Raw genomic sequence first — 21,909 nt, 5'->3', positions numbered from 1 at the left:
GGACAGTCCGCGACTACTGCTCGGCCGAGGCCGGCAGGTCGTCGACGGCGAAGCCGGGCTCCATGAGGAGGTCCGTGTGGTCGCTGACGTCGCGGCCCTCGCGCATCAGCTGTTTGAACGCGGACTGCGGCGAGAGGTCGCCGATGAGCACGCCGCCGACCACCTTGCCGTCCTTCAGCGCGACGCGCCGCCACTCGCCGTCGGCGGTGGTCGCCTCCACCGAGTCGTCGCCGAGGGTCGGGTGGCCAAAGGAGAGGAACGGGAAGTCGAAGTGCGTGATCGAGTACGAGGAGACCCACTCGAACTCCTCGCTGCCGTAGTCGATCATGTTCCGGGCGGCGACCGTCCCCTGCTCTTTGGCCGATCCCCACGAGCCGTTCTTCGCCCGCTCGCCGAGGATGAGGTCGTTGAACGTGGTGATGTCGCCCGCGGCGTACACGTTGTCGACGTTGGTCCGCATGAACTCGTCGACGACGATGCCGTCGTCCGTCTCCAGCGGCGTGTCCTCGACCAGTTCGGTGTTGAAGTTCAGCCCGATGGCGACGCCCGCGAAGTCGCACTCGTAGCGCTCGCCGTTCGGGTCGACCGCGGCCTCGACGTGGCCGTCGTCGTCGACCTCGAAGCGATCGACGCCGGAGCTGAAGACGGGCTCGACGCCCCGCTCGCGCATCGCCTCGTGCATGATCTCTGCGCCCTCCTCCGAGAGCGCGTAGCGCCACCAGTTGTCGCCGCGCATGAGGTACTTCGCCTCGACGTCCTGCGCGCCGCAGATGGCCGCGAAGTCGATGCCGAGCAGGCCCGCGCCGACGATGACGGCCTTCTCGGCGTCCTCGACGCTCTCTTTGATCCGCCGGGCGTCCTGGAACGTCCAGAAGTGGTGGATCCCGTCGGCGTCGGCGTTCTCGACCGGGAGCTGCTGGGGCGTACCGCCGATCGCGAGCAGGAGGCTGTCGTACTCGAACGTCTCGCCCTCGTGGGTGTGGACCGCGTCCGCGTCGACGTCGATGTCGACGACGACCGTGTTGAGCCGGAGGTCGACGTCGTGGTCGTCGTACCAGTCCTCCTGATGGATCGATATCGGGGCCTCGGGGAGTTTCCCCTTCGCGTACTCCTTGATCAGAATCCGGTTGTAGAGGGACTCACCCTCGTCCGTGAGAACCGTGATATCGGCGTCCGGCGCTTCCTCGCGGAGCGTCTCGGCCGCGGACGCGCCCGCGATACCGTCACCGATGATCACGTACGAATCGCTCATGTCTCGGCGTTCGGATTCGTGCCTAATGTGGGTTGTCATCCGCGTCCGCCCCCGTGCGAACGGGGCGCACGACCGCCGAGAAACGCGCACTGGCACCGCTCTCCCGCCGGACCCGAGTCAGCCGTCGGTGACTCTCGTCGGCGGTCAGTGGTCCGCGCTGGCCGGCTCCCCGGGGAAGTCCTTCTCGCCGGCCCGAATCGGGACGTCGAGCCAGTTCTCGCCCGGCACGAGCGGGCACTCGTAGGCGTGGTTGTACGCGCACGTGGGGTTGTACGCCACGTTGAAGTCCACCACCCACTCGCCGTCGACGCGGTCGCGGTCGGGCTCCAGATCGAGGTACCGGCCCGCGCCGTAGGTCTCGTCGCCGCTGGTCGCGTCGCGGAACGGCACCCAGAGACGGTCCTCGCCGCCGGCCGGGCGGTACGCCTGAAGCGTCACCGGCTCGCCGTCAACCTCGAAGCGGAACTCGCCCCAGCGGCGGTACGTCTGCTCGCCGTCCGCGGTCGTCTCGACGGTCACCGTCTCCGTCTCGTCGTGCTCGTGAAGCGGGAGCTCGAACCGGTACGCCGGGTCCGGGTCGAAGTACGCCAGCCCGGGGAACGCGTCGCCCCGCATCGAGACCGGCAGCGGCGACCGCGCCGACTCGCGGAACTGTTGGATCTTCGCCCGTCGCTGTGCCTCCACCTGCGCCGCCCAGTCGTCGCCGCCCTCGCTCGTTGCCATGTCTACCACAATATTGTTCGCTAAGCGCAATAACAGTTCCGCGGCGGGGCCGACCGCACACACGATCCCCCCGCGCGGATCGAGGCGCGAATCCGCGCACGCAGTCCCCACACGAATCCGCCCGCCGTCCGCTCGCGGCGGGAGCGGGTCGGGGGGATCGGTTCCGACGCCACAGATTCAAGAGCGTCCCGTCCCAACGACGCGTATGAAAATCCGGCAGAACATCCGCCACTGGGCCGCGAAGAAGGCGTTGACCACGCCGGTCGTCGGCGACGTCGCGAACGACAAGCTCGTCGACCTCCACACGAGCATCTTCCTCAACAAGGCGGACGAACAGCGCCGCGAAGAGCGCCGCGACCACCTCGACAGCTTCTTCGACGCGACGATGGACACGTACGTCGCCGCGCTGGAGGCCGGGTTCCCCGAGGCCGAGGCCCGCGAGATCACCCACGTCCAGGCGAACTTCGACTTCTTCAACCACGGCTGGACGGAGATGATGGAGATCCCGGGCGACGAGCTGGAGACCCACTACCGCCGGTACGAGGGGTTCTTCTCCGACCACGGGATCACGATCGACGACCCGCTGGGCGAGTTCCGCCCGGCCGGAGGCGTCGTCGGGGCACCCGAGACGCCCGCTCGACTCGACGAGCCCGAGTACGAGAACGCGCTGGCCGGCTTCGCGGACGACGTGTACGTCCAGACCGACGAGGGCGAGACGGTCGTCGGCGGCGACACGGACGAGCCGGACGAGGTCGACGCCGCCGCCGCGCCCGGACTCGACGAGGACGAGGCGAGCGCCTGACCCGGCCGACTGCCGGCCGTTTCCCCTCCTCTCTCGGCGCTCGGCGTCCGGGACCGATCGAGTCTCTCCCGGTGACGTTTATAACCCGCCGGGGACACGGACGCCCATGAACCGCGGGCAATCGTTCCTCCTGCTCCTCATGGGCGTGGTCGCGCTCCTGACTCTCTTCGTCATCCTCCCGTTCGCCGAGTACGTCATCGCCTCGGCGATACTCGCGTTCGTTCTCTACCCGTTCCACCGGCGGCTCACCCGCCGGCTCCGACGCCGCGTCTCGGAGCGGTTCGGCGAGATGCTCTCGGCGCTGACCCTCATCCTCTCGTCCATCGTCGCCGTCATCCTCCCGTTCGCGTACATCTCGTGGGTGTTCGTCCGCGACCTCACGGCCATCGCCGCCGGCGACACCGCCATCGACGTGGCGGCGATCGAAGCGGAGATCGCCGCGCTGACGGGACAGAACCCGGAGATCGGAGATATCCTCCAGACGATCGGGCAGCAGCTCGTCCAGACGCTGTTCGGCGGATTCAGCGGCGTCCTCACGACGGCGATCCGGGCCTCGGTCGGACTGTCGCTCGCGCTCTTTTTGGTGTACTACACGCTCATCGACGGCCCGGCGTTCGTCAAGTGGATCCGGGCGACGAGCCCGCTGCCGTCGGCGGTCACCGCCGACCTCGTCGACCGCGTCAACGTGATGACGCGCGGCGTCGTCATCGGCCACATCGTCGTCGCGCTGCTCCAAGCACTGGTCGCCGGGCTCGGCCTGTGGGTCGCCGGGATCCCGAACGTGGTGTTTTGGACGTTCGTGATGGCCGTGCTGGCGCTGCTCCCGCTCATCGGTGCGTTCTTCGTCTGGGGACCGGCGGCCGCGTACCTCGTGGTCGTCGACCAGGTGACGGCCGGCGTGTTCCTCGCCGTCTACGGCGTCGCGGTGATCGCGATGGTCGACAACTACGCCCGCCCGCTCGTCATCGACCAGCAGGCGCATCTCAACCCCGCGATCATCCTGCTCGGCGTGTTCGGGGGCATCTACTCGGTCGGGTTCACCGGGCTGTTCGTCGGTCCCATCGTGATCGGCGTGCTCGCGGCCACGCTGGAGACGTTCCGCGAGGACTACGACGCGATCTGAGCCGGATCCGGCGTCGGGGTTTACCACTGCCGCCGACGTACCCCGCCCATGGCGACGACCGAGACCGCCCGGCACCCGGACCGACGCGACGCTCTCCGCATCGCCGCCGCGGCGGTCGGGGTCAACCTGATCGGCGCGCTCGGCGTCCCGTTCACGACCACTCAGAGCGCCTGGTTCGCGGCGCTGGAACTGCCGTCGTTCTACCCGCCGGGCTGGGCGTTCGGCGTCGTCTGGCCGATCCTGTACGCGCTGCTCGGCGCGGCGGCCGCGCTCGTGTCCCTCGCCGGCCGCGACGGCGCGGCGTCGACGCGGCGGGTGCGGACTGCGCTCGCGCTGTTCGGCGTCCAACTCGCCCTCAACGTCGCGTGGTCGCCCGTGTTCTGGGGGCTCGAACGCGCCGACCTCGGTCTCGCCGTCCTCGCCCTCCTCCTCCCGCTCGTCGTCGCGACGATAGCCGCCTTCGACCGCGTCGACCGCCGGGCCGCGGCGCTCCTCGTTCCGTACCTCGCGTGGGTCTGTTTCGCGACCGCGCTCAACTACGCCATCTGGGCGCTCAACTGACGCCGGTCTCCGGTCTCGGCTCCCGACCGGGTCCCGCCTCCGTCTCGCCCGCAGGGTCACCGCGGCGGCCCGCGCTCCGCTCGCTCGGCGACGAACCGCTGCTCGGCGCGGCTCAGTTCGCCGTCGGTCTCGCGGAACGCCGCCATGCCCTCGCGGTATCGCTCGGGGTCGACGCGGGCGGGCGTCCCGGCCGGGCGTTCGAGTTCCAGCTCGGCCAGTCCCGTTCGCTCGCCGGTGTACCCGAACCCGCACTTGTGGCACGCCTCGTAGGCGAACGGGTTGTTCACGGCGATCTTCACCCGGTCGAAGCCGGCGTCGGCCAGGTCCGCGACGGTCTCGTCGATCAGCCGCGGTCCGATCCCCTCGCCGCGCCGCGCGGCGTGAACCGTGACGTACCGCAGCCGGCAGCAGTCGGGGTCGGTCCGGTCGGCCGAGAAGGAGACGGCCGCGATCACGTCCTCCTCGAACGCGTCGGGGTCGACCGTCTCCGGCAGCGACTCGTCCGGCGTCCAGTCGGGCGCGGCCGGACCCCCGTCCGGCGTGCGGATCACGGACTTGCCCGGCGCGCCGACGACGAACTTCCCGGCGTACGCGAACGCCCGGTAGTCGAGCCGCAGGGTCGCGCCCTCGCCCGGTCGACACACGAGCGCGTACTCCATGCGGCGTCGTACGGGGGCGATCCCCTAAACGGGGTCGGTGGCTCTTTGTCCGTCGCGGGAGTTCACCCCTCCATGTACGGACTCGGCGACGTGGGGTTCTTCGACCGCGTGGCCCCGCTGTACGACCTCGCGATGCCGCCCGCGGACGGCGCGGCGCTGGCCGCCGGCCTCGATCACGCGACGCGGCCGATCAAACGCCTGCTCGACGTCGGCGGGGGGTCGGGACGCGCGGCGGCCGCGCTGACCGGTCCCGAGATCACGGTCGCCGACGCCTCCGTCGAGATGCTCTCCCGGGCGCGCCGCGCCCGTGGACTCGACGGTCTCGCCGCCGACGCGGGGCGACTGCCGCTCCGGGACGCGAGCGTCGACGCGGTGACGGTCGTCGACGCGTTCCACCACCTCCCGGACCACGACGCCGCGCTCGCCGAGGCGGCCCGCGTCCTCGCGCCCGGCGGCGCGCTCGTCGTCCGCGAGTTCGATCCGGACCACCCGCTCGGGCGGCTCCTCGTCGCCGGCGAGCACGCGATCGGGATGGACTCGCGCTTCCTGACCCCGGACGACCTCGCGGCCGCGATGGACGCCGTCGACCTCGACCCGCGGATCGTCGACCGCGGCTTCGGCTACACGGTCGTCGGCGTTCGACGATGATCGCTCGGTACCGAAGGCGACTACTCGGCTGATTTGCTCCATCGTTCCGCGGAATAATATTCGATAGTAGCGATAGCGCCGGTACAGTTACAGTATCCCACAACAGAATGATACTCAGTCACATAGTGGGGGAGTCCAAATGACCTCTAGCTTATCACAGATGGAACCAGAACTCCAGTCGATTCGAGTCCTCCATGTTGATGACGAGCCAGATGTGGCAGAGCTGACCGCCACGTATCTCAAACGCAAAGATGACCGATTCAGTATCGAGGCAGCGACCAGCGCCGCTGACGGTCTAACCCAGTTGGCTGAAGGTACGTTCGACTGTATCATTTCGGATTACGATATGCCCGGCCAGAACGGCATCCAGTTTCTCACAAAGGTCCGCGATGAATACCCTGAGATCCCGTTTATTTTGTTCACCGGCAAGGGTTCAGAGGAGGTGGCAAGCGAAGCAATCTCGGCCGGTGTTACCGACTACCTCCAGAAAGAGAGCGGGACCGAACAGTACGAACTGCTCGCTAACCGGGTTCTGAACGCCGTCGATGGGCATCGAACACAGCAGTTGGCACAAGAACAGACGCGACAGTTAGAGACGCTCATCAGCAACCTTCCAGGAATGGTCTACCGGTGCCGAAACGACCCCGCGTGGCCGATGGAAACCGTCGACGGCGATGTCGAGGACTTGACTGGGTATCGTGCCGACAGGCTCGAAGACAACGACGTGCTGTGGGGGACAGAAATCATCCACCCCGACGACAGGGAACCAATGTGGAACACTGTCCAAGAGGGGCTCTCTGGGGACGGCTCGTTCGAGGTGACTTATCGGATCGTCACTAAAAACGGTACGACGAAGTGGATGTGGGAGCGCGGGCGGGGGATTTACTCTGCCGATGGGGACTTGGAAGCGTTGGAAGGGTTTATCACCGACATCACCGAGCAGCAGGAGCGCGAACAGGAACTCGAAGAAACGAACGCCGTACTCTCGACAGTCTTCGAAACGGCCACCGTCGGGATTCTCGCAGAAGACGAAAACCGCAACGTGCTGACGGTCAACGAACGGGCGTTGGAACTGTTCGAGATACCCGACCCACCGGACACCGTCGTCGGCACGGATTGTGAACGGTTGGCCGCACAGCTGAGCGACCAATTTGTCGGCGGGGACAGATTTGTTAATCGGATCAACGAATTGGTGGCGAATCGAACTCCGGTCGATCAGGAAGTCCTCTCAGTCAGTGATGGGCGAACGTTCGAACGGAGTTACCGACCGCTTGAACTCCCTGATGGGAACGGTCATCTCTGGGTCTATCAGGACGTTACCGACCGCGAAGACCGCCGAGAGATGACCCGTGACCTCCAACAGCAAGCCCAGGATCTCATCCGCGCAGAGACCACCGAAGCGGTCGCCGAAACGACTGTCGAAATCGCAGAACAGACGCTCGGGCTTCCGTTTACTGGTGTTCACCTCATCGGCGATAACCCGAATGTACTCGAACCGGTTGCGGTATCCGACGGCGTCCGGAAACAATTGGGTACTGCCCCGTGATACGATCGGACGACCCCGTCACGAACTATCGATGAGTTCAATTGGGCGGTATTCGAGGCTGGTGACCCAGTCGTCATTGACGACATCGAAGACGTCGATTCCATAGACGCTGCTGAAACGCCGACGCGAAGCGGACTCGTGTACCCGCTCGGCGATCACGGGATATTCGTTACAACCTCGCCCGAACCAAACGCGTTCGATAAAACGGATCGGTATCTCACGGAACTACTCGCAACGATCCTGACAGCGGTACTCGATCGAGTCGACCATGAGATGGAACTGGAAATGCAAAGGCAACGCCTCCGGGCGGAACGGGACCGCCTGGACGAATTTGCCAGCATCGTCAGTCACGACCTCCAGAATCCGTTGGGGGTGGCCGAAGGTCACCTCGAGCTGGTTCAAGAGAAGTATGAGAGCGATTCTCTCGATGCAATAGCGAAAGCACACGACCGGATGGAGTCATTGATCGACGACCTGCTAGCGTTGGCACGTGAGGGAGACAAGGTGACCGATCCGGAGCCGGTTAATTTGGATAGTCTCACAGAGGCCTGTTGGCAAACAGTCGAGACAGGTGACGCTACCCTCGTCACTGAGGCTGAGCGGACAATCCGAGCCGACCGAAGCCGACTCGCGCAAGTGTTGGAGAACTTGTTTCGGAACGCAGTCGAACACGGCGGTGACGACGTGACGATCAGGGTTGGTGACATAGAGGAGGGATTCTACGTCGAAGATGACGGGGGTGGTATTCCTGTTGATGAACAAGAGCAGATCTTCGATGCCGGGTATACGACGAGCGACGAGGGAACGGGCTTCGGTCTTCCAATCGTACGGCAGATCGTCGACGCCCACGGCTGGACCGTTCGCGTGACCAACGGGTCCCGAGGCGGCACGCGGTTTGAAATCACTGGTGTCGAGTTTTCAACTGAATAGTACCCCTCTCGAACACCGAACTGAACTCACTCTGGGAGGCAACACCGGTGATCTCAAATCGGGCCCCACTCTCAACCCCGGTTGTCGCAACAGCGCTCCGACCGTGGCCCTGTGCGACGCGTTTGACAACACTCAGTCCGAATCCAGTGCCATCCCCTCTCGTAGAGTAGCCTACACCAAATGCCGCCTCTCGATTGTCTGCCGGAACGCCGGGACCGGGGTCTTCGACAGAGAACCCGTCATCTAACTCGTCGATAGTTACAGCGACATCGTCACCGCCGTGTTCAATCGCATTGCGTGAGAAATTCTCGAGGTGTTGCTGGAGACGACTGCTGTCTGCTCGGATCGGCTGTTCGACATCTAAGTGTGTGGCATCTCCAGTAGCCACACGCTGTCAGTAACTTGTCACGATCTCAGCTAAATCTACAGTCTCCAACTCACACACCTGTTCGTCGGTGCGGGCCAATACGAGCAGATTGTCAATGAGCGACTCCATTCGCGAAACGGCGTCGTCAATGGGGCCAAGGTGATCGCTGTCACACGCTTCTTTCGCCAACTCGAGTCGCCCCTCAATGGCGTTCAACGGACTTCGCAACTCATGGGACACAACGCGTCCGAACTCATCCAGTTGTTCGTTTTGCGTTTGTCGCTCCGGGGGTGCCTGCTCTTGTTGTAGTTCACCACTCACCCAGCCGCGCATGAGGTCAATCAGCGTCTCTTCCCAGTCAGAGGTGTGAGCGTGAACTCGTCGAACCCGCCTCCGTCTCAAAAGAGGCCGGTACTGTCGGAAGCGTAAAAGTGACCACCGTCCCGCGTGGGTCGCGGGAGTGAAACGTGACCTGTCCGCCAAGGTCTTCGATCACCCAGTGGGTTAACCAGAGTCCAAGGCCGTTGCTATGTTGGAGTTGGTTTTCGCCGCTGTCGAGTGCTTTCCGTTCTCGCTTTGGAATCCCAGGTCCGTTGTCCGCCACTCGCAATTCGACTTCACCGATATCAGCGTCGACGGTTGCGGTGATTATGACTTCCGGGTTCTGGCTATCATTGTGTTCGAACGCGTTCTCGATCACGTTCCGAACGGCTGAAGCGAGATGGCCATTAGACTGGACGTTCACGTCTTCGGGGAGTCGAATGTCAACGGCTTCTCCTTCGATGTCGATCGTCGTCGCCTTGACACCGTCACGTACGAGGTCGGCGAGATTGACAGACGCGCTCGGTACGTCCTCTGTTAGAGTCGTCTCTATCTGACGGGCATTCTGGCTTATCTCAACCACTTTTTGTCCGTGTGACTCGATGTTTTCCAGTAACTCTCCTTTCCCGTGCCGATCGGAGAGAAGGGTGACGTTGCCCAGAACGACACTCATGTGATTGCGAATGTCATGACGGAGAATTCGGTTGAGGACAGTCAGCCGTTCTTTGTGTTGGCCAAGACGGTCCCGTTGCGCCGCGAGTTCTTTCCGTTCGATAAGAAATTGGCCATAGAAGTGACCAGCAGCGGCACCAATGAGGATGCCTCCGATGGCCGACTCGGTCAACAAGATAGTTGGGTTGATAACAGGGGAACCGATCTGAGCCTGTTGGAAAACCACCCCGATGCCGGGTGTGGAGACGAGGAATCCCCCAATGGCACCCCCGACGCCAGAGGTATGTAACAGCAAGTGTCGCCCAGCCCGATCACGAAACAACACCGGGTAACTGACGAGAGCGATGGCCGCAACAACGGGAAATCCGGTGGCAAAAGCGCGTGCCCAGTAAGTCGTAGGCGGTGCCCAGGTGTAGGTGAGGACATACGCCACGAGGCCCAGCGCAGAGATGATATGGACTCCAAACAGAAATGTTCCAGTTCTCACATCCCGTATACCACTCATGACTGTCTGGTCTCCTATTGGGATATTAGAAATCTCAGCCATATAACCGTACTCACCAGCAGTATTAGTTCTCAGAACCGATATCACAGACGCTCGAATTCACTTTTGACGTCGTCCAGAGTCAGAGTGACCGGGTCTGGTGCTCAAACTGCCAGATTCATGTTAACATTCGCCGTGAATACCGAAGCGACTCAACTCAGCCCGCCGTATGGATACTCGTATTTCTGCTCGCTCACAGAGACAGCTCGGCACGAGGTCTCGAATCGCTCGGAACTGCTTATCTATCACAATTACCGCTCCGGGGGACTGCCACTTACGCTTGTAAGCTCGCTTCTTCCTTCCACGGAGTGGTTCGATTCAACTGGTGCGACCGCCAGCGTCGACGCTCCGTTTCAGCCGGATGACCAGACTGATCAAGAACGATCCAGTCATCGCCAAGAGAACGTTGACAGCACCGACGATAGCTGGCCGCGGAATTGGTGTGAGAACTGCTCCCTCCATGACACTCACCGCACCGACGCAGAGCAACACTGCGATCACGTAGGTGACGGTGGCATCGAGAACCGTCCCACGAGTGACGCGCCGAGCGCGGATCGCCTGTCCGAACGACACACCGTACACCGTGAAGGCTCCAGCAGCGAGGGCGAGAATCACTTGCGCAACCGCCGTCGGCCCGACCCAGACAACGATTGGAAACTGGACCAAGGCGAGAACCATGAACCCGGTCTCGATCCGACGAGCGGTCGACAGCGAGAGCCGGTCGTCGTCACTGGAGGTCGCTGGCTGTGCGTAGTACAACTCTCGGAGCGAGAGCGCTAAAAAGACAGCAAAAAAGAGCTGTGCGAGGAGACGGAACGCTTGGACGAGGGTTCCAACAGTCGTGGTCACCGTTTCGATAATGAGCAGACCAGCAAACACACTCCCCACAGCTGCCGACAACGCGACGTAGCGCCACACGAGCGTATCGAGCGGTGCCTGTCTCGCGCTAACGAGCGCGTACCATGTCGCACCGAGACAGGCTGCCAAAACGAGGACAGCCGCAACGAACCGGGTGACACCGCCCCCAACCGGAGCCGTCGTCGCGCCGACTAGGGATGGCACTGTATCGAACGCTCGATTGGAGAGTCCCCTATCCACGATGAAGCCGGCCAGATCAACCCCCACCGAGTCACTCATTGTGACCCTCTGTCGCCAGATCGCGACGGATTGCGGCCGCAGAGGCATATCGTTCCATCTTCGCCGTTGTGAGACACTTTGCGAGAATCATCGAGATGTCGTCCGGAATGGCGCGGTCACCTGTCGGATGGAAACGGACTGTTCCGTCGTCGCGATCCGGCGCGTTGCCCGTCACCAGCAAATGCCCAATCACCCCGATCCCGTAGATGTCTGTCGCAGCGTCGACGTCACCGAACCGGTCAGGGGCGAGATGTTCGGGGGCTGCGTGCTGGCGGGACACGGCATCATCGTCGCGTGATCCAACCGCCTCACGGAGGCCCCAATCGCTCACCCGCGGGTACGCCCACGCGTCCGGGTCTTCGACCGCGCTCACAAACGTGATCGACTTCGGGAAGAGTCCACCATGGACCACACCAGCAGTGTGTGCGTAATGGACTGCGTCCGCGATCCGAGAGAGCACCCAGCGAGCTTCTAACGGCGGAAGCGGTGTCTCCCGTTCGACGACGGAGCCTACGGCACCTTGCTCAGAGATTGCCCATGGTGTTGGTCGCACTCCGTGATCGACGAGGCGGGCGACGGCGTCGTGATCGTCGATCCGACGCCACCGGTCGAACGCGTCTTGTAACACACCTTCGGTGGTGCCTACGGCCGGTATCGCTTGCTGGACCGCAGTAAATTCTTGACCGCCGACAGTGAACCGGACGTCTGCGTTCGAAGACGACACAGTTTGTTCACCCGTAGGGACCGGATCATACGCAGCTAGCGACCGGTCGAGCTGTGGCGGTTTCGCCGGCGGATCGGCTGGTGGATGCCCAACCGACGATGACGGACGCTCGTCGGATCGGGACTCTGCGGGAGTGGTCTCAACCGTTGATCCAGCCGTCCCAGTCGGCACCGATGTTTCGTCTCCTTCATCAGCGATGACTGAGCCTCCAGCCCCCAAGTCGGACGGCTGGTATCCGGCGACGACTCGCCGCCCGACGAGCTGGTCGATCATCCCCGCTTCGACAGCGCTTTGGACGGTCGCTGCGACGGCCTCCTGATTGTGTTCGGCGACAACTGCGAGTGTCCGCAACACGACTGGACGGGCATCGGGGTCATCGAGTGCCCGTCGAAAGCGTCTCGTACAGCTCTCCATAAGCGACGGGGCCTCCGCGGCGACAAATCTGAGCGCCCACGACGCCGCCCGTTGAACCTCCGGATCATCGTGTTCCAGTTGGGCCACCGCTCTCGCTGTTCGGGCGGCGTCGAACGATTCAGGATCCGTGAGTGCCGTCTCAAGCAACGCGTCAGGATCCGGGGTCACATCGGTTCGGTCCATGGTCGGGCGGGCGACAGAAGGCCGCCGTGCGTACGTCAGTCGACGAGAGACCCGCACATAAATCGCGGCATTGCCTCCCAGCGATCAGTATGCTGCTTCGGAACCAAGGCGACGCGTACACACTGGTCAGGGCGTCATCGCCGACGGTACTGTCTGTCGTCAAACCCACTGGAGTCTATGCCGTCCCGTGATCCGGTGGCTGAAGATCCTCGGCGATAGCAACATCGTGTCCGGCAGCGTACCCGTTTAGCTTGGCAGCGGTCGGTGACTCGCGCAACTCCTCATCGCCGTATCCGGCCGCGTCGAACGCATCCATGAACGAGGAGACAGACCGGAGCTTGTACTTCTGGTGGTAGTCTTCAGCGGGATGGAACCGTGAGAGCTGTTCGATGCGTGTTCCGATCCCCTCGGCAGTGAGGCCCCGTGTCGCGAGGAATTCATCCAGGACTGCTCGCTGGTCTTCTGTCGCGGCGAACACGATATTCTGATACTGCGTCTTTCGGGTCTGGTGCTGTGGGTCGTGCGAGTGGAACACCCGATTCAGGAGGTCTCGATACGTCATTGTGTCGGGGTCGAATTCGACTTGGAACACCTCTGTGTGGTCGCCTAACGCGTGATACGTCGGGTCGATTTCTGTCCCGCCAGCGTAGCCGACACGGGTGCGAACGACGCCGTCTATCGCCCCGAACTGGGCATCTGGCCCCCAGAAACAACCGGTTCCAAACGTTGCCGTGGCAGTCTCCGCGCTATCCATCGCACGACTGTCATACTCGCGTATCTGCGTTTCTGTGAGTGTCATTGGGGTCCCCTTCCGAGAGAGTCGCCGAATGGTGGTTCGTGGATTCCACCGCATCTAACACCAATCAGACTCGCAGCCGTATATGCTGAGTGTCGATATCCGTTTGAGATCGGCAGCGAAGAGAGACCGCACTGGAAGACAACGGGTCAGAGTAAGACTGGCTTCATCCGAGATCCCGGTTGTATACTCTTCATCTAGGTGCCTGCGAGAGATCAAATATAGATGCGCTCGAACGCCCGGCCGTCCCACTCGGTCTCGTGTTCGAACGAGCAGCTTCAACCGTGTCATCCCGCACGAAAACCGGCGTCAGTAACCGCGAACGCTCGCGTCAGTCCTGTGTCCGACCGCGCGCTTCCGCGCCGCGAGTCGGGTCCGCGCTCTCGCCGCCGTCTCCGTCCTCGCCATGATCGTGGTCGTGCTCGCCATGGTCGTGGTCCCCGTGGTCGTGGGCGTCGTTCGACCCCGTCTCGCCGAGCACCTCCGCGCCCTCCCCGTCGATCATGTCCATGTTCTTGAGGTTGTCCCGCTCCTCGAAGTCCTCGACGGCCGCCATCACGTCCTCCTGCGTGATCGTCATCCGGTCTTCGGTGAGCGCGCCGAGGACGGCCTCCCGGAGCACCATCCGGAGGTCGGAGCCGGTGAGCCCGCTCGTCCGGTCGGCGACCTCCTCGGGGTCGAAGTCGGCGATCTTCATCTCCTTCGTCACCACGCGGAGGATGTCGGCGCGCATGTCGCGGTCCGGCTTGGGGAAGTTGACGATCTCGTCGAACCGCCGCCACGCGGCCGCGTCGAGCTGGTCCGGGTGGTTCGTCGCGCCGATGAGGAGCACTTCGTCGCGGACGAGCGACACCTCGTCGATCGACTTCAGCAGGGTGTTGACCGCGCGCTTGAGGGCGGCGTGTTCGTCCGAGCGGCGCGTCTTCGCCACCGAGTCGAACTCGTCGATGAAGAGGATGCACGGTGAGAGCCGCTTGGCGACCTCGAAGCTCTTCTCGACGTTCTTCGACGTCTCGCCGAGGTACTGGCTCGTGATCATCGAGAGCTTGACTTCGACGAACGGGAGTCCGAGCTCGTGAGCGAGCGCGCGCGACACGGTCGTCTTTCCGGTTCCCGGCGGGCCGACGAACAGCAGCTTCCCGATCTCTCGGAGGCCGATCTCCGCGAGGTACTCGCGGTGTTCGATCGCCTTGACGATCTTCTGTATCTCGCCCTCCTGATCGCCGGTCAGGACGAGGTCGGCGAGCGTCGTCTCGATCTCTTCGGGCGCGCGGACGTTGACCAGATCGAGCATCTCCCCGTCCTCGTCCTCGTCGAAGTACTCCGCGAGCAGCGCGTCGATCCAGACGCGATCGGCCTGGACCGGCCGCACGTCGTCTCTGGCCTCCTCGCGGGTCACCGGCGCGTCGAGGTCCTCGGCGGCCTCCAGCGCGGCGACGATCGTCGGGTTCCCGGCGATCCGGTCGTCGTCCGCGCGGTCGCGGTACCACTCCAACCCCATCGACGGCTGGGTCAGCGAGATCTCGCCGGAGAACTCCGTGCGTTGGGTGAAAAGGAGGTCGGAGACCGCCCCCCACGGCCGGTCGACCCCCGTCGCGGTGCGGGTGGTCTCGTCGGTCGCCTTCAGCGGCCGCTCCACGCCGCCGGGGGCGTCCTCGGCGGCGTCGGCCGACCAGAACACCTGCCGGAAGCGCGGCGGCAGGTCGTTCTCGTCGAGGTCGCGGTCCTGCGTGTAGAAGTGCGTCGTCAACACGAACTCGACGACGTCGAGCGCCGGGTTACTCATCCGCGCGAAGTAGCGCCGGGACGCGGTTAAGAGCGTCGAAGCGCCGTCGGTTCGGGGGCGTGAGAGCGAGTCGCGCGCGGGTCCCGCGCGAGACCGGGGGCACCGACCGCCGTATCGAACCCTTATTAGCCCTGGTCCGCGACGTAACGCGCATGAGTTCCGAAGACGCGGCCGCGCCGGGTGACCCCGCCGGCGACGGCGCAGGCGAGACCGGCGACACGGGCGACACGGACCACGAGAACGCGCTTCAGGACGTCATCGCGGTCGACCCCGACGACGTCGCGCAGGACACGGTGAACCGCCTCGACGCGCACACGGGCGACGGGATCCGTCACCGCGCGTTCACCTGCCTCGTCTTCGACACGGAGGGCCGGATCCTGCTGGCCCAGCGCGCGCCGAACAAGCGGCTGTGGGACGGCCACTGGGACGGCACGGTCGCCTCTCACCCCGTCGAGGGGCAGTCGCAGGAGGACGCCACCGAGCAGCGTCTCGAGGAGGAGCTCGGCATCGCGCCCGACCAGTACGACGACCTCCGCGTGACGGACAAGTTCGAGTACAAGCGCTACTACCCCAACGAGGGCGTCGAGTGGGAGGTGTGCGCAGTGCTGAAGGTCACCCTCGACGACACCTCGCTCGACCCCGACGAGGAGGAGATCGGCGGCATGCTGTGGGCCGACTACGACCACCTCCACGAGAACCCGGCGCTGTACCGCCAGCTCCGCCTCTGTCCGTGGTTCGAGATCGCGATGCGACGCGACTTCTCCTGAGCGGTTTCCCGAACCAAAACGGCGGCTTGAAGGCGCTCCCGCGCCGCGGTCCGGTATGACCGTCGTCGCCCTGCTGGCGAACCCGCCCCGCGAGGGGCTCGTCGGAACCGCGCTCGCCGAGTCGACGCCGCTGTCGCCCGCCGAGGCGGCCGACCTCTACGAGGCGCAGTTCCGCGACGCCGTCCTCGCGGTCGAGCGCTCCGGCGGCGAGCTCCTCGTCAACTACCCGGCCGAGGACCACCTCCCCGCCGAGCATCGGACCGAGACGAGCGCGGAGGCGGAACTCCGGACGCTCGTCGCGGACACGCTCGGCGGCACCGAGGGCGTTCGCTTCGAGCGGCAGGTCGGCTCCTCGTTCGGCGCGCGCGCCGGCAACACCGTCACGCACCTGCTGCGCGAGGAGGGTGCCGACTCGGTCGCGGTCGTCACGCCGACCGCGCCGCTGCTCTCGCGCACGCTCGTCGACTCCGCGGCGATGAAGCTCCGGACGACCGAGGTCGTGCTCGGCCCGTCGACGGACGGCCGGGCGTACTTCGCCGGCTTCACCGAGCCGATCGACTTCGACGGCGCGTTCGAGGCCCCCGCGCTGCCGACGCTCGCCGAGCGCGGCCGCGACGCCGACCGTTCCGTGGACTTCGTCGAGCCGTCGCCCTCGCTGGAGACCGGCGAGGACCTCCTCGACGTGGTGCCGATCCTCAGGGCGCGGTTCGCCGCCGAGCGCGTCGTTCCGGACTACACCGCGGCGTTCGTCCACCAACACGGCCTCGACGTCGTCGCGGAGGACGGCGAGCAGCGGCTAGTTCGGGACTGACGGGCCCGGGTCGGAGCGGTCGTCGGCTTCGTCGGATCCGACACGACTTAGTCGGCCGACGCCGAGCGGTTACGTGTGGTGGGATGGCAGAGCGGCCCATTGCGCCTGCCTTGAAAGCAGGTAGCCTCACGGCTTCCTGGGTTCGAATCCCAGTCCCACCGCTTCTCTGCGAACATAGTGAGCAGAGAGCGGTTGCTGGGATTCGAATCAGCGTGCGACCGATCTGACGTGAACCCAGTTTCAGTTACTCGTCGCTCCCGTCTGTCGATCACGGACGGTATCCGATCGCCCGCCCCCGAGGTCCCGGAACCGCAACAACACCGCTACTCCGCGGAAACGGCCGATAACACTCACGTCTGGTGTCGCATGCTACCGCGTACCGCATTATCTTTAACAGCGTTCCGGCACATGTAATGAATAGGTGATACAAGCATGAGTTACGAACTCGATCCGCTACCGTACGATTACGACGCGCTGGAACCGCACATCTCCGAGCAGGTGCTCGAATGGCATCACGATACCCACCACCAAGGGTACGTAAACGGCTGGAACTCCGCCGAGGAAACGCTCGAAGAGAACCGTGACTCGCACGACTTCTCTTCGTCGGGCGGAGCCATCCGCAACGTGACCCACAACTCCTCGGGGCACATCCTCCACGACCTGTTCTGGCAGAACATGTCGCCGGAGGGCGGCGACGAGCCCGAGGGAGCGCTGGCCGACCGCATCGAGGAGGACTTCGGCTCGTACGAGGCCTGGAAGGGCGAGTTCGAGGCGGCGGCCTCCGCGGCCAGCGGCTGGGCGCTTCTGGTGTACGACACGTTCTCGAATCAGCTTCGTAACGTCGTGGTCGACAACCACGACGAGGGCGCTGTCTGGGGCGGTCACCCCATTCTGGCGCTCGACGTCTGGGAGCACTCCTACTACCACGACTACGGCCCGGCCCGCGGCGAGTTCGTCGACAACTTCTTCGAGGTCGTCGACTGGGACGAACCGTCGGACCGCTACGAGCAGGCCGTCGAACTGTTCGAGTAAGCGCGTTCGAGAGGACGCGTTACGCGCGTCGAGATCCGCATTTTTTCGCGACGCTTGCCGGGTAGTCGTGACTGCGTGAGTCACTGATCGACACGAACACTCCCGAAGCCTCAGCCGGGCGACTGTACGATGGTGATCCTGCTTATAAATCGCCGATCGACACGAACACTCCCGAAGCCCCAACCGGGCGGCGGGCGCACGCTCGCTGTCGTTCGAGACACCTTCGGCGTCTCGTGATGACGAAACGGCGGAGCCGTTTCGAACCACGCTCCTCGTCGCTCACTCCGTTCGCTCCTGTGGTCCTTACGTCACCTGCGCCCGCCGCCCGGCTGCCCCTTCGAGTCCCTCCCCGCCCCGCACCTCACGCCTCCCCAGCCTCGCGGTTCGCGCTCTCCGAGCGCNGGGCGGCCGCTCGCAGGCACGCGCCACCGCATCGAATCGAGTCGCTATCGGCATTGAATCGAGTCGCTATCGGCAGCGTTTACGGCCGCGGTCGCGTATCCCCGCACATGCCCGAACCGAAGTCTGCGTTCGACGCCACCTACCCGTGCGACTTCTACGAACCGGCCGAGCTGTTCGAACCGGACCAGATGTACACCGTCCCCGAGATCGGTCGCCTGCTTCAGGGCCTCGAACCGGACGCCGAGGTCGACCCCGACACCGAGGCGGTGCTGGTCGACTGGGCGGTCCCGTGGGTGATGGTCCACGCCGAGGACATGGTGATCGCCGAGCCGTTGAGCGAGGACGGCCCGGGGTACTACGGGCTCGCGCCCGAGGCGACGCCGGAGGAGGAGACGGACGCGAAGGCCGACGCCGACGAGTCCGCGTGAGCGGGGAGCCGTCCGACCCGCCGGTGTTCCTCGTCGCCGGCGGCTCGCGCGTCGACGCCGGGAAGACCACCTTCTCGACGGGGCTCGTCGCGCACCTCGCGGGGCGCGCGGGCGACGCGCTCGGCGTCAAGCCGCGCGCGGGCAACGACTTCTGGTTCGACCACGGCGACTACCGGATCGCGACCGACTCGGGCCGCCTCTACGGGAAGGACGCGCGGAAGCTGGCGGCCGCGAGCACCCGCGCGCTCGCGGCGGCCGACGGCGCGTCGCCGTCGCCCTCGGCGGTCGCGCCCGAGTCGATAAACCCCGTTCACCGCCTCTGGCGGCCGACGCCGGGGCGGACCGGGATGCTCGGCGACGGCGACCGCACCTTCCTCTGTGACCGCGTGACGACCGACTCCGGGACGCGGTTCGTCGTCAACGCCGCCGCCGAGGAGGAAGGACTGATACCCGACGGGCTCGCGGAGCGGCTCCCCCTCGACGACGCGACCCGCGTGCGCGACGTCCCGGCGTTCAACGACGTGATGGCCGAGGCGCACCTCCCGGCGATCGAGCGCCTCGCGGCGCGCGTCGCGCGGACGCCCGTCCCGGTCGTCGTCGAGTCGTACGCCGACGTGGCCGGGACGCTCCCGCGCGACGGCCCGGTCGCGCCCGACGCGGTCGCCGTCGTCGACCCCGGCCGCGCCCGGGTCTACGCGGGCGACCGGTACGCGAAGGCCCGCGCGGTCGCCGCCGGCAGCCCGCGCGAGGGGACCCGCGAGGAGCACGTCGACGCGGTGACGGAGATGATCGACCCGGTCGCGACCGTCCCGCTCCCGGCGCTGGCCGGCGAGGTCCGGGGGGACCCCGACCGCGTCGCGTCTCGGTACGAACCGGCGTACGAGGCGCTCGTCGGTGCGGTCGAGAACTGAGAAGTCGGCGCGTTCGGCCCGCGCTCAGGCGTTCCGCTTCGTGTAGTGGTCCAGCGCGGACTCGATCGACGAGAGATCGGCGGTCACCCGGCTGTCGGCGACGCGCATGAAGCCGGGCGTGTACGACGACGAGTAGTCGAAGATGCGGTTGACCGCGCGCTTGGGGGCCGAGACATCGGCGTAGTCGGTCACCGTGTACACCCGCGTGGTCGGGAACGCCGTCCAGAACGCGCCGCTGGTCCACCGGTCGTCGTCCTCGAAGGTCGTGCCGATCCGGCCCGTACCGATGTACTCGTCGTCGGTGTAGAACAGGAGGAGGTCGCCCTCGGACATCTTCTCGAACGTCGATCCGTTGCCGCTGTCGTCGTCGACCGCCCACAGGCGGGCCTCGTCGAGGTCCGCGAGGGGGGCCGGCCGGTCCGGGTACTCGGTGAGATCCACCGCGGACCGGACCGTTCGGTCGAAGTTCTCCGGGTCGATCGGGACCAGGAAGACGTTCTCGCTCATTACCCACCGTTTCGCCGGGAGGGGTTTAAACTCGTTCGTTGCCGTGTCAGGTCACGCCTCGGCGTCCGCGTACAGTCGGTCCATCTTCGCCGCCATCACGAAGTCGGCGCGGGTGAGCCCGCCGACCTCGTGGCTCCAGAGCTCGACCCCGACCTCGCCCCACGACAGCGAGATGTCGGGGTGGTGCCACTCCCGTTCGGCGAGCTCGCCGATCTTGTTCGTGAACGCCAGCGCGGTCTCGAAGTCGGGGAACTCGTAGCTGGCCTCCAAGTGGTGGTCGTCGACGACCTCCCACGCGTCGCCGAGCTCGGCGAAGTGGTCGGCGTACTCGTCGCCTTCGAGCGGGTCCGCGTCGTCGCCGGCCGGCTCGACCGGCTCGTCCGCGAGCGGTGAGGACATACCCCACGTTGGGCGACGAGCGGTTTGTACCTTCCGCGACCGAGTCGGTCGCGGTACCGGGCGATCGGCGCGCGAGGCGGTCACCGGAGCCGCGAGATCAGGTCGCCGACCCGCCGTCGCAGGCGGGCGAGGCGGCCGGCGTCGCCGCCGCGTCCGTCGTCCGCTCCCGTTCCCGGCTCCGACAGCTCCCACCCGGCCTTCTCGGCCGCCTCGTCGACGGGCAGGAACTCGTAGCCCGTCTCGGTCGCGACGCGCTCGTCCGCGCGGGTGGTGCCGACGAACACGCGCCGCGGGGCGGCGCTCTCCTCGCGGACGTCCGCGAGGGTGCCCCACTTGTCCCAGTTCGTGAGCGCGTAGTCGTTCTCCACCCCGTGGCTGCGGGCGAACGCCGCCACCTCGTCGGCCTCGTTCGCGACGATCCCGACGTGGCGGCTCCACTCCCGAGCGTCGGCGAACGCCGCGGCCGGGTCGGCGAGCGAGCGCGCGGCCCCGAGCGAGAAGACGAGCGTCACGTCGCCGTCGCCGGGCGTCGTCGCGTCGATTCCCATCTCGATCGGAACCACGCGGCGGGCGGCCTAAACGCTGTGGGGAGGCTTTTGTCCCGCCGCGCCGTCGACTCCGACGATGGAGTTCGAATCCACCTTCGGCACGGCCGCCCCGCTGCTCGGCATGGTCCACCTCCCGCCGCTCCCGGGTGCGCCGCGCGCGCCCGACGACGGCCGCAGGGCGATGGCGGCCGCGGTCGACCGCGCCGCGAGCGACGCCCGCGCCCTCGACCGCGGCGGCGTCGACGGGATCGTGATCGAGAACTTCGGCGACGCGCCGTTCTACCCCGACGAGGTCCCGCCCCACGTCGTCGCCGCCGTGACCCGCGCGGCGACCGCGGTCGCCGCGGAGACCGACCTCCCGCTCGGGATCAACGTCCTCCGCAACGACGCCGAGGCCGCCCTCTCGGTCGCCGCCGCGGTCGACGCCGACTTCGTCCGCGTGAACGTCCACACCGGCGCTCGCGTCACCGACCAGGGGATCGTTCAGGGCCGCGCCCACGAGACGCTCCGCCTGCGCGACCGCCTCGGCGTCGACGTCGGCGTCTTCGCCGACACCGACGTGAAACACTCCGCGCCGCTGACCCCGTCGGGATACACCGCCGAGTCGTTCGCCGACACCGCCGAGCGCGGCCTCGCCGACGCCGTGATCGCCTCCGGCTCAGGGACCGGCGAGGCGGTCGACGCGGACGCCCTCGAGGCGGTCGTCGCCGAGCGCGACCGCCACGGCCTCGACACGCCCGTCCTCGTCGGCAGCGGCGTCACGCCCGAGACGGTCGCAGACCTGCTCTCCGTCGCCGACGGCGCGATCGTCGGGACCGCGCTCAAGCGGGGCGGCGAGACGACCGCGCCGGTCGACGCGGACCGCGTCGCGGACCTCGTCGCGGCCGCCGACGCGGTCCGGTGACCGCGCCGGGCC

General features: G+C 65.9%; 25 protein-coding genes and 1 tRNA gene. 13 read left to right on the top strand and 13 right to left on the bottom strand.

What is annotated here, in order from left to right:
• Window positions 1–13 precede the first annotated feature (13 nt).
• Both C472_RS04100 and C472_RS04095 read right to left on the bottom strand, forming a co-directional pair.
• Window positions 14–1,252: an NAD(P)/FAD-dependent oxidoreductase gene (locus tag C472_RS04100; RefSeq protein WP_006628536.1), complete on the bottom strand. Its 1,239-nt coding sequence runs from the start codon at window positions 1,250–1,252 to the stop codon at window positions 14–16.
• Between the two features lie 144 nt (window positions 1,253–1,396).
• Window positions 1,397–1,975, bottom strand: coding sequence for a DUF1684 domain-containing protein (locus C472_RS04095; RefSeq protein WP_006628535.1), 579 nt, complete (start codon window positions 1,973–1,975; stop codon window positions 1,397–1,399).
• A 205-nt stretch (window positions 1,976–2,180) separates the two neighbouring features.
• On the opposite strand from C472_RS04095, the gene C472_RS04090 reads away from it, so the two are divergent.
• From C472_RS04090 to C472_RS04080, 3 genes are all read left to right on the top strand, one after another.
• Complete coding sequence (locus C472_RS04090; protein ID WP_006628534.1) at window positions 2,181–2,777, top strand: DUF6149 family protein; 597 nt, start codon at window positions 2,181–2,183, stop codon at window positions 2,775–2,777.
• A 106-nt stretch (window positions 2,778–2,883) separates the two neighbouring features.
• The gene (locus C472_RS04085; RefSeq protein WP_006628533.1) at window positions 2,884–3,900 is read left to right on the top strand and encodes an AI-2E family transporter; all 1,017 of its coding nucleotides are present in this window, start codon (window positions 2,884–2,886) and stop codon (window positions 3,898–3,900) included.
• 48 nt (window positions 3,901–3,948) lie between these two features.
• Window positions 3,949–4,461, top strand: coding sequence for a TspO/MBR family protein (locus tag C472_RS04080; RefSeq protein ID WP_006628532.1), 513 nt, complete (start codon window positions 3,949–3,951; stop codon window positions 4,459–4,461).
• A 56-nt stretch (window positions 4,462–4,517) separates the two neighbouring features.
• Here C472_RS04080 and C472_RS04075 read toward each other — a convergent pair whose 3' ends face one another.
• The gene (locus tag C472_RS04075; protein WP_006628531.1) at window positions 4,518–5,120 is read right to left on the bottom strand and encodes a GNAT family N-acetyltransferase; all 603 of its coding nucleotides are present in this window, start codon (window positions 5,118–5,120) and stop codon (window positions 4,518–4,520) included.
• 72 nt (window positions 5,121–5,192) lie between these two features.
• Here C472_RS04075 and C472_RS04070 point away from each other — a divergent pair, with 72 nt between their 5' ends.
• The 3 genes from C472_RS04070 (at window position 5,193) to C472_RS04060 (ending at window position 8,244) form a co-directional block, all read left to right on the top strand.
• Window positions 5,193–5,768, top strand: a complete 576-nt coding sequence (locus C472_RS04070) for a class I SAM-dependent methyltransferase (protein ID WP_006628530.1) — start codon at window positions 5,193–5,195, stop codon at window positions 5,766–5,768.
• 139 nt (window positions 5,769–5,907) lie between these two features.
• Entirely contained in the window at window positions 5,908–7,314 is a 1,407-nt protein-coding gene (locus tag C472_RS04065) for a response regulator (RefSeq protein ID WP_082238231.1), read from the top strand.
• Window positions 7,315–7,452: 138 nt separating this feature from the next.
• Window positions 7,453–8,244 carry a sensor histidine kinase gene (locus tag C472_RS04060; RefSeq protein ID WP_152420595.1) on the top strand — a complete coding sequence of 264 codons (792 nt, stop codon included), beginning with the start codon at window positions 7,453–7,455 and terminating at the stop codon, window positions 8,242–8,244.
• Here C472_RS04060 and C472_RS18115 read toward each other — a convergent pair.
• The 7 genes from C472_RS18115 to C472_RS04025 form a co-directional block, all read right to left on the bottom strand.
• Entirely contained in the window at window positions 8,216–8,632 is a 417-nt protein-coding gene (locus tag C472_RS18115) for a sensor histidine kinase (protein WP_082238230.1), read from the bottom strand. The genes C472_RS04060 and C472_RS18115 overlap by 29 nt on opposite strands.
• Window positions 8,633–8,638: 6 nt before the next feature.
• Window positions 8,639–8,944: a sensor histidine kinase gene (locus C472_RS18110; RefSeq protein ID WP_082238229.1), complete on the bottom strand. Its 306-nt coding sequence runs from the start codon at window positions 8,942–8,944 to the stop codon at window positions 8,639–8,641.
• A 25-nt stretch (window positions 8,945–8,969) separates the two neighbouring features.
• Complete coding sequence (locus tag C472_RS16210; protein WP_161612607.1) at window positions 8,970–10,109, bottom strand: sensor histidine kinase; 1,140 nt, start codon at window positions 10,107–10,109, stop codon at window positions 8,970–8,972.
• A gap of 357 nt (window positions 10,110–10,466) precedes the next feature.
• Window positions 10,467–11,285, bottom strand: coding sequence for a hypothetical protein (locus tag C472_RS04040; RefSeq protein ID WP_006628523.1), 819 nt, complete (start codon window positions 11,283–11,285; stop codon window positions 10,467–10,469).
• Entirely contained in the window at window positions 11,278–12,606 is a 1,329-nt protein-coding gene (locus C472_RS16205) for a protein kinase domain-containing protein (protein ID WP_082238227.1), read from the bottom strand. The genes C472_RS04040 and C472_RS16205 overlap by 8 nt, the downstream gene beginning before the upstream one ends.
• 175 nt (window positions 12,607–12,781) lie before the next feature.
• Window positions 12,782–13,405 (bottom strand): peptide-methionine (S)-S-oxide reductase MsrA, encoded by a 624-nt coding sequence (locus tag C472_RS04030; RefSeq protein ID WP_006628521.1) that lies wholly within the window; start codon window positions 13,403–13,405, stop codon window positions 12,782–12,784.
• A 328-nt stretch (window positions 13,406–13,733) separates the two neighbouring features.
• Window positions 13,734–15,188, bottom strand: coding sequence for an ATP-binding protein (locus C472_RS04025; protein WP_006628520.1), 1,455 nt, complete (start codon window positions 15,186–15,188; stop codon window positions 13,734–13,736).
• Window positions 15,189–15,340: 152 nt separating this feature from the next.
• On the opposite strand from C472_RS04025, the gene C472_RS04020 reads away from it, so the two are divergent.
• The 6 genes from C472_RS04020 (at window position 15,341) to C472_RS03995 (ending at window position 19,539) form a co-directional block, all read left to right on the top strand.
• A complete protein-coding gene (locus tag C472_RS04020) occupies window positions 15,341–15,955 on the top strand; it encodes an NUDIX hydrolase (RefSeq protein ID WP_006628519.1) in 615 nt (204 codons plus the stop codon).
• 55 nt (window positions 15,956–16,010) lie between these two features.
• Complete coding sequence (locus C472_RS04015; RefSeq protein WP_006628518.1) at window positions 16,011–16,766, top strand: DUF2064 domain-containing protein; 756 nt, start codon at window positions 16,011–16,013, stop codon at window positions 16,764–16,766.
• Window positions 16,767–16,843: 77 nt separating this feature from the next.
• Window positions 16,844–16,927, top strand: a tRNA-Ser gene (locus tag C472_RS04010).
• A gap of 271 nt (window positions 16,928–17,198) precedes the next feature.
• Window positions 17,199–17,798 carry a superoxide dismutase gene (gene sod, locus C472_RS04005; RefSeq protein ID WP_006628517.1) on the top strand — a complete coding sequence of 200 codons (600 nt, stop codon included), beginning with the start codon at window positions 17,199–17,201 and terminating at the stop codon, window positions 17,796–17,798.
• Between the two features lie 509 nt (window positions 17,799–18,307).
• Entirely contained in the window at window positions 18,308–18,628 is a 321-nt protein-coding gene (locus tag C472_RS04000; RefSeq protein ID WP_006628516.1) for a DUF5827 family protein, read from the top strand.
• Window positions 18,625–19,539 carry a hypothetical protein gene (locus C472_RS03995; protein ID WP_006628515.1) on the top strand — a complete coding sequence of 305 codons (915 nt, stop codon included), beginning with the start codon at window positions 18,625–18,627 and terminating at the stop codon, window positions 19,537–19,539. Before C472_RS04000 ends, C472_RS03995 begins: the two co-directional genes overlap by 4 nt.
• 24 nt (window positions 19,540–19,563) lie before the next feature.
• On the opposite strand, the gene C472_RS03990 is transcribed toward C472_RS03995, so the two are convergent.
• The 3 genes from C472_RS03990 to C472_RS03980 form a co-directional block, all read right to left on the bottom strand.
• On the bottom strand, window positions 19,564–20,046 hold the full coding sequence (locus C472_RS03990) for a hypothetical protein (protein WP_006628514.1): 483 nt from the start codon (window positions 20,044–20,046) through the stop codon (window positions 19,564–19,566).
• A gap of 51 nt (window positions 20,047–20,097) precedes the next feature.
• The gene (locus C472_RS03985) at window positions 20,098–20,445 is read right to left on the bottom strand and encodes a 4a-hydroxytetrahydrobiopterin dehydratase (RefSeq protein ID WP_006628513.1); all 348 of its coding nucleotides are present in this window, start codon (window positions 20,443–20,445) and stop codon (window positions 20,098–20,100) included.
• Between the two features lie 80 nt (window positions 20,446–20,525).
• On the bottom strand, window positions 20,526–20,993 hold the full coding sequence (locus C472_RS03980) for a DUF7124 domain-containing protein (protein WP_006628512.1): 468 nt from the start codon (window positions 20,991–20,993) through the stop codon (window positions 20,526–20,528).
• 76 nt (window positions 20,994–21,069) lie between these two features.
• Between C472_RS03980 and C472_RS03975 the strand changes: the two genes are divergently transcribed.
• Window positions 21,070–21,897, top strand: a complete 828-nt coding sequence (locus C472_RS03975; protein ID WP_006628511.1) for a BtpA/SgcQ family protein — start codon at window positions 21,070–21,072, stop codon at window positions 21,895–21,897.
• Window positions 21,898–21,909: the final 12 nt, after the last annotated feature.

This window comes from Halorubrum tebenquichense DSM 14210 (assembly GCF_000337415.1).
Taxonomy (GTDB): Archaea; Halobacteriota; Halobacteria; order Halobacteriales; family Haloferacaceae; genus Halorubrum; species Halorubrum tebenquichense.
Note: the sequence above shows the minus strand (reverse complement) of the source record. Positions and strands in the feature narration are given on the sequence as shown.

Bases quoted from the DNA above. Each gene is read 5' to 3' on its own strand.
- C472_RS04075 (WP_006628531.1), bottom strand. From the start codon at position 5,120: ATGGAGTACGCGCTCGTGTGTCGACCGGGCGAGGGCGCGACCCTGCGG.
- sod (WP_006628517.1), top strand. From the start codon at position 17,199: ATGAGTTACGAACTCGATCCGCTACCGTACGATTACGACGCGCTGGAA.
- C472_RS18110 (WP_082238229.1), bottom strand. From the start codon at position 8,944: ATGCGCGGCTGGGTGAGTGGTGAACTACAACAAGAGCAGGCACCCCCG.
- C472_RS04030 (WP_006628521.1), bottom strand. From the start codon at position 13,405: ATGACACTCACAGAAACGCAGATACGCGAGTATGACAGTCGTGCGATG.
- C472_RS03975 (WP_006628511.1), top strand. From the start codon at position 21,070: ATGGAGTTCGAATCCACCTTCGGCACGGCCGCCCCGCTGCTCGGCATG.
- C472_RS04070 (WP_006628530.1), top strand. From the start codon at position 5,193: ATGTACGGACTCGGCGACGTGGGGTTCTTCGACCGCGTGGCCCCGCTG.
- C472_RS04100 (WP_006628536.1), bottom strand. From the start codon at position 1,252: ATGAGCGATTCGTACGTGATCATCGGTGACGGTATCGCGGGCGCGTCC.
- C472_RS04065 (WP_082238231.1), top strand. From the start codon at position 5,908: ATGACCTCTAGCTTATCACAGATGGAACCAGAACTCCAGTCGATTCGA.
- C472_RS04085 (WP_006628533.1), top strand. From the start codon at position 2,884: ATGAACCGCGGGCAATCGTTCCTCCTGCTCCTCATGGGCGTGGTCGCG.
- C472_RS04020 (WP_006628519.1), top strand. From the start codon at position 15,341: ATGAGTTCCGAAGACGCGGCCGCGCCGGGTGACCCCGCCGGCGACGGC.
- C472_RS04080 (WP_006628532.1), top strand. From the start codon at position 3,949: ATGGCGACGACCGAGACCGCCCGGCACCCGGACCGACGCGACGCTCTC.
- C472_RS03990 (WP_006628514.1), bottom strand. From the start codon at position 20,046: ATGAGCGAGAACGTCTTCCTGGTCCCGATCGACCCGGAGAACTTCGAC.
- C472_RS16205 (WP_082238227.1), bottom strand. From the start codon at position 12,606: ATGGACCGAACCGATGTGACCCCGGATCCTGACGCGTTGCTTGAGACG.
- C472_RS03985 (WP_006628513.1), bottom strand. From the start codon at position 20,445: ATGTCCTCACCGCTCGCGGACGAGCCGGTCGAGCCGGCCGGCGACGAC.
- C472_RS03980 (WP_006628512.1), bottom strand. From the start codon at position 20,993: ATGGGAATCGACGCGACGACGCCCGGCGACGGCGACGTGACGCTCGTC.
- C472_RS04090 (WP_006628534.1), top strand. From the start codon at position 2,181: ATGAAAATCCGGCAGAACATCCGCCACTGGGCCGCGAAGAAGGCGTTG.
- C472_RS04025 (WP_006628520.1), bottom strand. From the start codon at position 15,188: ATGAGTAACCCGGCGCTCGACGTCGTCGAGTTCGTGTTGACGACGCAC.
- C472_RS04000 (WP_006628516.1), top strand. From the start codon at position 18,308: ATGCCCGAACCGAAGTCTGCGTTCGACGCCACCTACCCGTGCGACTTC.
- C472_RS04095 (WP_006628535.1), bottom strand. From the start codon at position 1,975: ATGGCAACGAGCGAGGGCGGCGACGACTGGGCGGCGCAGGTGGAGGCA.
- C472_RS16210 (WP_161612607.1), bottom strand. From the start codon at position 10,109: ATGAGTGGTATACGGGATGTGAGAACTGGAACATTTCTGTTTGGAGTC.
- C472_RS04015 (WP_006628518.1), top strand. From the start codon at position 16,011: ATGACCGTCGTCGCCCTGCTGGCGAACCCGCCCCGCGAGGGGCTCGTC.
- C472_RS04040 (WP_006628523.1), bottom strand. From the start codon at position 11,285: ATGAGTGACTCGGTGGGGGTTGATCTGGCCGGCTTCATCGTGGATAGG.